Source organism: Rhodococcus sp. (in: high G+C Gram-positive bacteria), from assembly GCF_049286785.1.
Classification (GTDB): Bacteria; Actinomycetota; Actinomycetes; order Mycobacteriales; family Mycobacteriaceae; genus Rhodococcus_F.
On sequence record NZ_JBAQEO010000118.1, the window covers coordinates 1 to 11,346 of the forward strand.

An 11,346-nucleotide genomic window follows, 5' to 3' on the forward strand; every position below is an offset into this window, starting at 1 on the left:
CGACGGACGCGGACGCCACGACCACCATGATGAAGCCGAACGCGAACAGGGAGCCACCGAGCAGCACTGCGAAAGTGCGGTAGTAGAGCGGAACGAGCAGGACCCCCACCAGCCACGCCGGCCAGAATCGCGTCACCGGGCGGAGACCGAACATGAGCACGGCGGAACTGAACGCGAAGAACCAGGCGGCCACCACGTCCAGATGCATCAGCTCGTAGTTCTCGTAGTACCGGGGAAGGAGCAGCGCCTGGATGCCGAGGGAGACGAGCAGTCCGATGGCGCCGACGATCTTGTCGGTTTGGCGATCGTGGATGGGTAGCCCCTCGCTCCGGCGCACGGCAATGCCGATCGCCGCGCAGGCACACGCCAACGGCAGCACGAAGACGTAGCCGATGGCGGTCCCGTCGGCTGCGCTGCGCCACAGGTCCTGCCACGTCTTCCAGAATCCGAACACCACGGCGCCCAGGATCAGGAGCCAGCGAAGCCCCAGGCGCCACGTCGCTTCGAAACCGGAGTATCGGGTGGCCATGGGGGATCGGTCACCGGGGGGACTCGGTGGTGCGGCGGCGCCGCAGCACCACGATCACGGCGATCACCAGGCCGAGCACGAGCAGGACACCGGCGATGGTCAGCACCCACCGCAGAATCTCGGAGAGGGTGGACGATTCGTCGCCGGGCATCGTCGCGGGAAGTGACAGCTCGATGGGGTCGCGGCCCGCGGAGGTGAACAGGATGTCACCGTTCAGGCCCGCCCACCGGTCAGGATCCTCCTGTAACCACCGCAGGGTGCGGTCGAGCTCGCCCGGAACGCCGGTGGATCCGGCGACGACGAGTTGGCGGGTTCCGTCGAATGTGGTCTGCAGGGAGGCGAAGTCGATGGGCGCCCCGAAGGTGACGGTGGTGGATCCGTCGGTGGACGGGTCGGTGAGCTCGAGGGTGACGTCCTCGGTGCGTTCGAGCGGGAGCTCCACGCTGTCGGGCAGGTTTCCGTCGGCGGCGACGAGGATGACCGGCACGGCCGAGGTGAGTGCCTCGTCGATCGACACCCAGCGCGGGTCGAGGGTGACGCTGGTGAGGGACTGGAGTCCGGTGACCACCGCTACCGCGCGAGCGGTGTCGTCGAACCCGCCCACAGTGCCCGCGACGTCGACACTGGGTAGCAATGCCTGCGGCAGGGCCTGGAATCCGCCGGGTTGCGGGCTGCCGGCCGGGTCGCTGAGCACCTCGCTGCGGGGGTCGATGGTGAGCGTGAGGGGCTGTTCGAGCCCGCACTGGTTGGTGGCGCCGGTGGTGGTGAGGGCGACGGTGAGGGTGGTGACGCGCTGGAGGGCGTCATTGGGGATGTCGATCCACCGGTCGATCTGTCCGCTGGGTTCGGCGGCCCAGCTGTCGAGCTGCCGGTCGCCGGCGGCGACGGTGATCAATCCATTCTGCGCTGCCGGTAGCGGAGTGTAGGAGCCCTGAAGATGGACGCGAATGTTCTCCGAGGTGCGTCCGAGCCGGGTTTGATCGAGGCCGGCGGCAACCTCGACCCGTCCGTGCGTGGTGGCACCGAGCGAGAAGGCCGACTCGCCGAGATCCTGCAGGGTGGTGGAGGTGGGGCCGAGTATCGGGGGCCGGTCCATGGACCCGGAGGTAGCGCGGGAGTCGACGGCAATGTCGGCGACGGTGCTCGTGATCAGACGGGTCTGGTTGAACAGCGTGCGTTCGTCACCGGTGATCTGCAGGGCCGGGGGACCACCGGGGATGGGAGTCAATGCCACTGCGGCGATGGCGCTCTCGCGGATCAGGATCGAGCGCTCGAACGGACCGGTGGATACGGCGGGGGTGAGGTCACCGTCGGGCAACCGCCGTACGTCGACGCGCACCGGCCGGGCTCCGTAATAGGCGACGACGGCGCCGCCGAGGTCGACGGCGGCCGCGCTCTCGGTGGCTGTGGGATCGCCGGGAATGTACAGATGCACCTGCTCGAGGATGGGCGGCAGGAAGTCCGCGATCGCCGAAGGATTGGTGGGGGCGCCGCGGTAGACGACGCGCACGTCGCGCAGGTTCGCGCTCCGGCCGCGCCAGTCCTGCTGGCAGATGTTGTCGAGCGGGACGAGCGTGATCCGCAGCGTGACCGCCACCGACTGCTCGATCACCTCGGTGCCGGTGAGCGGAATCGACACGGGTGCGTTGGCGGCCGGGGCTCCGGGTAGGTCGATCCGGGTGAGCGTGCGACCCCCGGATGAGACGTCGATCCAGGCGCGGCCGACGTTGCCGGGCAGGTCGAGGACACCGTCGATCGAGGTGGGGGTGAGACCCGGCGATACCGGCAGGGTGATGGTGACCTCGTCCTGATTGCCGCGGAACGGCACGGTCTCGCCGAAACCCAGGATGCGCGAACCCAGGACGACGGTTCCGCCGGTAGGTTCCTGCGCGTGAGCCAATGGTTCCGAAGCGAGCGTGAGTCCGCAGACGGCGAGCGCGGCGATCAGACGCGCGGCGCGTCGGCGGAACGGTGCGACCACTGGCATCGGCGGCTCTTTCGGTGCTGGAGTTGCGGTTCGGTGACGACGTCGTGGGATTGGGACCGGCGTACCTGACGCTACCCGGCGGTGCTGTGCCGTGTGAGGTGAACGGATCGGCTCGGCAGATCGGTTGCGCAGGCCGGACTCACGAATCTCGAGATGCCGGGTGGGAACGAATGGGGGAGTCCTAGGGCGCTTCTCGGCGGTGAAGTGGAAGGTGGCCCGCCGCCAGCAAGGCCTGCCGGGCGGTGTCGCGGCCGGCACGCATGAAGCCGGGCCAGTCTCGGGTGCTCAGAAACTGGCGGTAGAAACCGATGCCACTGACCTTCTCGTAGGGGACGGGCTCGATCATGACGACAGTCGACGCCTCTCGCAGCCGGGTCAGGTTCTGCCGGGCGAGTTCGATCTGCTGGCAGGTGCGCACCTGGCTCGCCACATACAGGATGCTGGCGCGGCGGTACTCCCAGCCGGTGGCGTCCTCGCCCTCGAAGCCGGGCGGGTAGAAGCAGTTGACCGCGAGGGTGACCTCGCACGGCTCCTCGATGTCGAGCAGCGGGTGAACCGGGAAGATGTCGACGATCCCGCCGTCGCACCAGTGGTAGCCGCCGAATTCGACCGGCTGGATGAAGAGCGGCAACGCGATGGCCATGTGCACCGCCCGGGCCACGGTGAGGTCGGGGTGGGTGCGGGGGCCGATGTACTCGAGGCGATTCTCCTCGACGTTCCAGATCGGCGCGTACGCGGGAATCGGCATTTCGCCGAGAGTCATGTCACCGAGGAGCCGCCGGTACGCGTTCTCTATCGCGTCGCCGCGGAGAATTCCGGCGAAGCCGCGTCCGAGCGTCGGGGCCAGGGCGAGCAGCCGGAGCCAGTCGACGTCGATATAGTCGGCCGGTTGCAGGCCGAGCGTGAACTCCGCAACCTTCTCGGACGGCAGACCGGCCGCGAGGGGGAACCCGAACATCGCCGAACCGGAGCACAGTGAGATGACGGCGGGGCGGACCCCGGCCTCTTCGAGTGCGCGGGCGGCGCCGACGATCGTCGCCATCGCACCGCTACCCCCGGTCGCCGCCAGCGCCACCCGTTGCCCGGCTTCCAGGCCCGGGGAATACGGCGCCCGCGGGAGAAACGGCGAGAGCTCACGCCTGTGGACGAGACCGGACGGCAGATGGACGGCGGCGCGGCCGGCCTCGGTCAGGAACCCGGCGTCGTCCCGAAGCCCGTCCACCCACTCCCGGGCACGGGTCGCCGCGTTGAAGTACTGGCGGAGCCGGAAGACGTCGAGCACGCTGCTGAGCATGTACCGACTCTGCCCCCGAGGCGCCTCGCGGACCAGAGGCCTCGGTCACTGATTCACCGTCCGCGTCGCACCGGTGCGCGCCCGAACGGCTGCCGGACCACGGGGAGGTCGGTGCGGAGGGAGGGAATGGGTTTCGTCACCGGGTACGCGGCGAGCGTGAATTCCTTGCCGTGGTGGGCCAGCTCGACCGGCCCACCCGACCTCAGGTGGTAGGTGGCGGTGTGCTGATGCACTTCCACGTGGATGCGGCTGCCCCGGAAGGTCAGCGAGAAAGCCATGCGATCGAGTTGCTCCGGCAGCCGGGGTGCGAAGGTGATCCGTCCATGGTGGTCCCGCATGCCGCCGAACCCGGCCACACATGCCAGCCAGGTCCCTGCCAGTGATGCCATGTGCAGCCCGTTGCGCACGTTGTCGTGCACGTCGTGGATGTCGGTCAGTGCTGATTCGGCGAAGTAGTCGTAGGCGAGTTGCAGATGGCCGACTTCGGCGGCAATCACCGCCTGCACGCACGCGGAGAGGGACGAGTCGCGGACGGTCCGCGCCTCGTAGTAGGCGAAGTTCGCCGCCTTCTGTTCGGGCGTGAAGGCATCGCCCCGCAGGTACATCGCGAGGACGAGGTCGGCCTGTTTCACCACCTGCTTCCGGTAGAGATCGAAGTAGGGGTAGTTGAGCAGCAGCGGGTACTTCTCGGGCGGGGTGTTCTCGAAATCCCATTCGTCGTGGTGGGTGAAACCATCGGACTGCTGGTGAACACCCAGTCCCTCGTCGAAGGGAATGCGCATGTGCGCGGCGGCGTCGCGCCAGCGGGCGGTTTCCTCGTCGTCCACGCCGAGGTCGCGGGCCACCGCGGGGCGCCGCTCGCAGGCGGCCGCGGCCTCCTGCAGATTCTGCTGCGCCATCAGGTTGGTGAACAGGTTGTTATCGGCCACCGCGGTGTATTCGTCCGGGCCCGTCACCCCGTCGATACGGAACTCGCCCCGCGAATTATGGTGACCGAGACGCGACCACAGCCGGGCCGTCTCGACCAGCAGTTCCACCCCGCAGTGCGTCTCGAATTCTTCGTCTCCGGTAGCGGCCAGGTAGCGGGCCGTCGCCGAAGCCACATCGGCGCCGACGTGGAACGCGGCCGTTCCCGCAGGCCAGTAGCCCGAGCATTCCTGACCGTTGATGGACCGCCACGGGAACACCGCCCCCGACTGACCGAGTTGGCCGGCCCGGATCTTCGCCTTGTCGAGGGTCGAGTGCCGCCATCGCAGGGCGTCCCGCGCCGCGTCGGGCACGGTGTAGGTGAGCAGCGGCAGGACGTACGCCTCGGTGTCCCAGAATGCGTGCCCGTCGTAGCCGGGGCCCGTCAAACCCTTCGCGGGGATGGCCCGGGACTCACCGCGCGCACTGGCCTGCAGAACATGGAACAGGGCGAAGCGCACCGCCTGCTGGAGTTCCACGTCGCCGTCGATCTCCACGTCGGCTGCTTCCCAGAAATTGTCGAGGTAGTCCCGTTGCCGGGCGAGCAGGGTGTCCCAGCCGGTCTCGAGGGCGCCGGCCAGGGCCGCCTCCACCTGTCCGCGCAACGCCGGCGTCGAGCGCCGGGTGGACCAGCCGTACGCCAGATACTTGGTCACTCGGAGTCGTTGCCCGGCAGGCACGTCGACCGCGACGGTCAATCGGGCCAGGTCGCTCTCCGTCTCGATGCTGCACCGACCCTCGGCGGGGAGGTCGAGTTCGTGGTCCATTCCGGCGGCCATCCGCAGTCCGGATGCCCGGGTGTGATGAGCGAGGACGGCGCGGTAGTCGTGGGCGCAGGCGAAGTCCGACACCAGCGGGTTGTCCAGCGCCGCCGCGACGCGGGGATCGTCGCTCCGGATGGGGTTGGGCTCGTTGGCCAGCAGGTCGGACTGCAACACCAGTTCGACGTCGCCGTCGAGCGGTTCCACTTCGTAGCGGATGGCGGCGACCGCGCGGGAGGTGAAGGACACCAGCCGTTCCGCATGAATGCGCACTTTCCGGCCGGTCGGTGACGTCCAGTCGGTGGTGCGCCGCAGGGTGCCGGAGCGGAAGTCGAGAATCCGTTCGTGTTGCGGCGCGGTGCCGTAGCGCATGTCCAGCGGTTCGTCCTCGACGAGCAGGCGCATGATGCTGCCGTTGGTGACGTTGACGATGGTCTGGCCGTCCTCCGGGTAGCCGTATCCCGCCTCGGCGTAGGGGAGGGGCCGTTGTTCGTAGAAGCCGTTGAGGTAGGTGCCTGGGAGTCCCCGCGGCTCGCCTTCCTCGAAGGTGCCGCGAATGCCGATGTGCCCGTTGGACAGCGCGAACGTGGACTCGGTGGCGTGCAACGCTTCGAGGTCGAGGCCACGCCAGCGTAGGTGCCACGGTGCGATCTCGTAGCCTTTGCCGTCCATCATCATCTCTCGAGGAATTCGGCCAGATCGGTCACGACCACATCCGCGCCATGGGATCGCAGTGCATCGCCCTGATCGGTGCGGTCGACACCCACCACGTAACCGAACCGGCCTGCCCGCCCGGCTTCGACACCCGACAGTGCGTCCTCGAACACTGCGGCGTGATCCGGTTCCACGTTGAGGGCCCGTGCGGCCGCGAGAAACGAATCCGGTGCGGGTTTGCCACGCAGTCCGTGCTGGGCGATCACCACACCGTCGATGCGCACGTGCACGTATCGGCTCAGGTCGGCGGCGTCCAGCACGGCCTTGCCGTTGGCGGAAGAGGTGACCACGGCGATCTTCATCCCGGCCTCGTAGGCAGCTTTGATATATCGGACGGAACCAGGGTACGGGCTCACGCCTTCCTCCTCGATCACCGAGAGAAGCAGGGCGTTCTTGCGGTTGCCGACGCCCCACACGGTTTCGGCGGCCGCCGGGTCCTGCGGCGAACCGTCCGGCAGTGTGATGCCGCGGGAGGTGAGAAAGGTGCGCACGCCGTCGGCGCGTGGACGTCCGTCGACATAGTCGTAGTAGTCCTGATCGGTGAACGTCCGGAACCGTGTACCCTCACGATGCTTCAGGAAGTCGTCGAACGTCCGTTTCCACGCCTTCCGGTGTAGTACGGCCGTGCCGGTCAGCACACCGTCCAGGTCGAACAAGCAGGCCGAGATCGCATCAGGAAGTCCCATCACCCTCTCGACGCTACCGCCGAAACCGGCGGTCCCGTCGAGGGCGCGCGCAGGTGTCGGCGGTATTCACGTTCCCGCATCCGTCCGATGTCGGGATGGTCTCGATTCGTCGCATATCGGGGCCGAAACCTACCGAACGGACTGTATGTTTCGGCCGACGGCTCAGGAGTTGTCGGCGATGATCATCTCCACCACGCCGGCGCCGAGCGGAACCGGTGCACACACGGGTGGGACGGCGGTGGAGGGGTCGAGGGTATTCACGATCAACTGGAGGGTGAACTCGTCGTACGGCATCCGGAAATGACCGGACAGGTTCTGGGGGCACAGATCCTGGACCACGATGTTCGTCGCCCCTGGGCCGCGGAGTGCCATGCTGGACGTGGGCTGGATGACCTCGTCGACTCGTGAACCGATCGTGGTGTACTTCGGTCCGGGCACGGTGTCGCCGCCCCGGTTCAGGGTTTCCATGAAGTCCGAACCCTCTCGTTGTTGCGCCACTGCCGGCGCGAGCAGGGTGGCGGGAAGAAGCGCACTGAGCGCCTCGAGCGCGCCGGGGATCCGGTCGAGGAGCGGGGTGACCCCGTACAGGGTGCCGCCGTAGGTGGGCGACGCGAGGCCGATCCATTGGTTTACCTTCGCCGCCCCGCCGAGTCGATTCATGTAGTAGCGGCTCACCGTGGCGCCCTGCGAATAGCCGACGATGTCGAGCTGGCTCGCCCCGGTGGCGGTGAGCACCCGGTCGACGAAGTTCGCCACCTGTTCGCCGCTGAGCGTCATGTCTTCGGTCCCGTAGTTGTCGGCACCGGGCTTGCCGCCGTAGTCGAGCGCGAAGACGCAGTAACCCGAGTTCGCCAGCCGGGGACCGAGAGCCGCCCAGTCCGAGTACGCATTCGAGTCGGAGCCGTGCGCCAGGACCACCGGCCTGGGATGCATGGGCGTCGGTGTGCACGAGAAGTCGTTCACACCGGACGGTACGGAGCCGACGGTCCGGCGGGAGTAACGAGAAGCGTCGGGATGCGTACTCTGTTGGGGGCCGGTTACTTCCGGAACGGTCGCGACGGATATCGCGCCGGGCGGGCTCGGAACCAGTTCGGCGGAAGCGGCCGGGGTGGTCTGCGTTGCCGAGCAGACACCAAGCCAGGCCGAGGCGATGGCAACCACCGACGCGATGCGATGCCAGCGCATGCTGCTGCTCCAATCACTCGACGGCGCAACACAATAGGATCCATCACCTCCTCCGAATCAGGAGCAGGTTTTGCAGTGGCCGCGGCCGGCGCGTGCCGGGAAGTCACTTCTGTAGTTCTACGGCAGGGAGCGGGTGCCGCGCAACAGATCAGCAAACTCGGCGTGCTGCTGTTATCTGTCCAGGAAGGCATCGTGGGCGCGGTGTGCGCGCGTGATGAGGTCCATCAAAGCGGTTTCGTCCCTGGCCATCTTCCGGAACTTGGGATCGAGGCTCTTCAGTTGTTGTTCCTCGGCGACGAGTTTGTTGTAGATGCGGTCACGTTCCGCGCCGCTCGCGGTGTACTCGAGATCCAGGTAATTGGTGGCGTGCCGCCGGGCGCCGGCGATCGCGGACTGCGCCTTGCCGCGCTGGCTCGTGACCGACGCGATGACGGTGACGATGAGAACGCCGAGGATCACCGCCAGCGACACCGTGGTGCTGACCTCGACGACGCTGACCGGTTCCCCGTCGTTGACGAACGGCAGGTTGTTCTCGTGGAGGGCGTGCAGGATCAGCTTCACGCCGATGAATCCGAGGATCGCGGCCAGGCCGTACGAGAGGTAGATGAGACGGTCGAGCAGCCCGTCGAGCAGGAAGTACAGCTGCCGCAGACCCATCAGCGAGAACGCGGTAGCCGTGAACACGACGAATACGTTCTGGGTGAGTCCGAAGATCGCGGGAATGGAGTCGAGTGCGAACAGTAGGTCGGTGCCACCGATGGACACCATTACCAGCAGCATCGGCGTGAGGGCCCGTCTGCCGTCCACGACGGTGAACAGCTTGTCGCCGTCGAAGTGCTCGCTGGTGTGCAGGAACTTGCGGGCCATACGAATGATGAAGTTGTCTGCCGAGTGCGATTCCGTTTCCTCGGTTTCGGGCCGAAGCGTGTTGCCGGCGGTGATCAGCAGGATCAAGCCGAAAATGTAGAACACCCAGGCGAAGGAATTGATCAGCGTCGCACCGAGGAAGATGAAGGCGGTTCGTGCGAACAGCGAGAACACGATGCCGAACAACAGCACCTTCTGCTGGTCTTCGCGCGGCACCCGGAAGCTGGACATGATGATGAGGAAGACGAAGAGGTTGTCCACCGACAACGCCTTCTCCGTCACGTACCCGGCGAAATACTCCGCCCCCATGTCCGGGCCGCCGAAGGCGAAGACCGTCACCCCGAAGAGCAGAGCGACGCCTACGTACAGCGACGACCAGATCGCTGATTCCGGGAGCGTCGGCGTGTGCGCGGCCCGGACGTGGAAGAAGTAGTCGAAGGCGAGCAGGGCGGCGATCACGATGATCGTGACGGTCCAGGCGAGTGGGGTTACCTGCTGCATCGTCTCTCCTTGCGCCGATGGCCGGCTCTCGTCAGCCTAACGCGGTGGTGCGGTTCGTGACGTCACTCCGGAGCCTGCGACCACTGAGCGCGCGTCGGGCGTCGGGCCAGAATTCGAAGCCGGCGGTCATGAGACCCCCGAGCCCGATGATGGTCACGGCGGCGTCGACGCTGGTGCGGCCTTCCTTCGCCCAGTAGACGTCCTGGAGGTCGAGCAGGAGGGCGAGTTCGTCGACGATGAGGGCGATCGCGGTGCCGTAGGAGAGTGCGACGGTGGGGTGGCGGCGTCGTTTCTCGGGTCCGTGGACGGCTATCGCACCGACGACGGCGAGGGTGCCGATGCCGATGTTGTAGTGGTGGAAATGGTGGCCGCCGAGGCTGAGTCCACCGGTGGTGGGCCCGTGCCCGTCCTTGATCCAATGCGTCAGCGCCCGTACGCCACCGAACGTCGCGGTGAACGCGCCCCACGCGAGAACTGCCGACTGCTCGTCCTGACCGAGGTTCCTCCGCCAGGCGTACTGCAACCGCTGCAGGCGAGAGCGATGGACGGGGTTTTCGGGTGACTGAGTCGGCACGGAGTCGATCGTGCCATCGACCCGGCGTGTCTGCCGGGGAAGGGAGGTCGAATTCTCGCTGACCGGGCTGTACCGGAGAATGCACGTCATGCTGAAGTCGCCCACAGAAACTCCCACCGAGTCGAAACTCGGCACCGTCGCGTTCTGGGCGTTCATGCTCGTCGCCGTCATCGCGGTCGGGGCTGGGCTGATGGTGGATCAACAACGCGTAACCAGTGCAACGGACGCGCTGTCCGAGCCGTCGGCCCCTCCCGGAACAGTCGCATCGGCGCCCGTTCAGTTGCCGCAGGTGTACTTCGTCGGAGATTCGTTCGCGGTGGGCTCCGAAGACGACGGCGGGCAACAGTGGCCCGACATCATCGCCGAACGCCGGCAGTGGGTTCAGAATCTTCTGGCGAAGGGCGGCGCCGGTTACGTTGCCCAGGCACGGGAAGACGGCCTCGATCATGCGCAGCGGATCACCGAGTCGGGGCTACCGGACGCGGACCTGATCGTTCTTTCGGGCGGATACAACGACAGCGACGCCACTCTCGGCGAGTTCGAGGAAGCGGTGAGCGCCACCGTCGACGAGGTGCGCAGGCTGGCCCCCACGGCTCCGGTCGTGGTGCTCTCCGCCTTCTACACCGAGGGCGACGAGCTTCCCGCCGACTTCCGCCGCATGAACGAGGTGCTGAAAGAGCAGGCGCAGCGCATCGGTGCGCAGTACGTGGACGTCAGCGACCTGTTTCTCGACCGGCTCGACGCGGTAGCCGAAGACGGCACGCATCCCACCGCCGAAGGGCAGTTGCTCATCGCCGAAGCGGTGCTGGCGCAACTGGGGAACCTGCCCGACGCTCGCTGAGCGGCAATCGGGCCGGACAGTGCTCGCCGCCACGGCCTACGCAGATTCCCTGCCGCGCGCTGGGATCTCCCTGATCCAGGCCTTCGCCGGGGGTGCCACGATTGCCGTCCTGGCCGACTCGTTGATGCCGGAGGCCTACCGGGAAGGCGGTTGGTGGGTGGGAATCTCGACCGCGCTGGGATTCCTTGTCGCGTTCGCCCTGGGAGGCTGACTTGCCTGGCGGGCGGCGTGGGGACATCCAGCCCGGGTTTCGCCCTCACGCCGAGTGCGTTGCGCGTTTTTCGAGGGCCTGGTTGACGGGCGCGAACGCGATTCGGTCGAGGAGCAGTTCGATGCTGGTGATCCGGTTGTCGGTGACGGTGAGGAGTTCGACGCAGCGGACCGCGCCGGCGTCGGTGTCCGTGACGAAGTCGTAGACGACGCACACGCGATCAGCTTCGG

At 67.1% G+C, this 11,346-nt stretch carries 9 protein-coding genes and 2 pseudogenes; 2 read left to right on the forward strand and 9 right to left on the reverse strand.

The window, feature by feature from the left end:
• From WAW17_RS04650 to WAW17_RS04685, 8 genes and pseudogenes are all read right to left on the reverse strand, one after another.
• Positions 1 to 529, reverse strand: a pseudogene (locus WAW17_RS04650) (hypothetical protein); the annotation flags it as partial.
• A gap of 10 nt (positions 530 to 539) precedes the next feature.
• Entirely contained in the window at positions 540 to 2,516 is a 1,977-nt protein-coding gene (locus WAW17_RS04655) for a hypothetical protein (RefSeq protein ID WP_422331839.1), read from the reverse strand.
• Positions 2,517 to 2,697: 181 nt separating this feature from the next.
• On the reverse strand, positions 2,698 to 3,810 hold the full coding sequence (locus WAW17_RS04660) for a patatin-like phospholipase family protein (protein WP_422331840.1): 1,113 nt from the start codon (positions 3,808 to 3,810) through the stop codon (positions 2,698 to 2,700).
• 53 nt (positions 3,811 to 3,863) lie between these two features.
• Positions 3,864 to 6,215: a glycoside hydrolase family 65 protein gene (locus tag WAW17_RS04665; RefSeq protein ID WP_422331841.1), complete on the reverse strand. Its 2,352-nt coding sequence runs from the start codon at positions 6,213 to 6,215 to the stop codon at positions 3,864 to 3,866.
• Positions 6,212 to 6,937 (reverse strand): HAD family hydrolase, encoded by a 726-nt coding sequence (locus WAW17_RS04670; protein WP_422331847.1) that lies wholly within the window; start codon positions 6,935 to 6,937, stop codon positions 6,212 to 6,214. The genes WAW17_RS04665 and WAW17_RS04670 overlap by 4 nt, the downstream gene beginning before the upstream one ends.
• Before the next feature lie 162 nt (positions 6,938 to 7,099).
• Entirely contained in the window at positions 7,100 to 8,122 is a 1,023-nt protein-coding gene (locus WAW17_RS04675) for an alpha/beta fold hydrolase (RefSeq protein ID WP_422331842.1), read from the reverse strand.
• 171 nt (positions 8,123 to 8,293) lie between these two features.
• The gene (locus WAW17_RS04680; RefSeq protein WP_422331843.1) at positions 8,294 to 9,490 is read right to left on the reverse strand and encodes a TerC family protein; all 1,197 of its coding nucleotides are present in this window, start codon (positions 9,488 to 9,490) and stop codon (positions 8,294 to 8,296) included.
• A 31-nt stretch (positions 9,491 to 9,521) separates the two neighbouring features.
• Positions 9,522 to 10,064: a hypothetical protein gene (locus tag WAW17_RS04685; RefSeq protein ID WP_422331844.1), complete on the reverse strand. Its 543-nt coding sequence runs from the start codon at positions 10,062 to 10,064 to the stop codon at positions 9,522 to 9,524.
• A gap of 88 nt (positions 10,065 to 10,152) precedes the next feature.
• Between WAW17_RS04685 and WAW17_RS04690 the strand changes: the two genes are divergently transcribed.
• Together WAW17_RS04690 and WAW17_RS04695 are read left to right on the forward strand one after the other, a co-directional pair.
• Positions 10,153 to 10,905, forward strand: a complete 753-nt coding sequence (locus WAW17_RS04690; protein ID WP_422331845.1) for an SGNH/GDSL hydrolase family protein — start codon at positions 10,153 to 10,155, stop codon at positions 10,903 to 10,905.
• 64 nt (positions 10,906 to 10,969) lie between these two features.
• Positions 10,970 to 11,116 (forward strand): annotated as a pseudogene (locus WAW17_RS04695) (ZIP family metal transporter); the annotation flags it as partial.
• Positions 11,117 to 11,161: 45 nt separating this feature from the next.
• Here WAW17_RS04695 and WAW17_RS04700 read toward each other — a convergent pair.
• Positions 11,162 to 11,346, reverse strand: a 185-nt coding sequence (locus tag WAW17_RS04700) for a hypothetical protein (RefSeq protein WP_422331846.1), incomplete at its 5' end; no start/stop codon positions are given.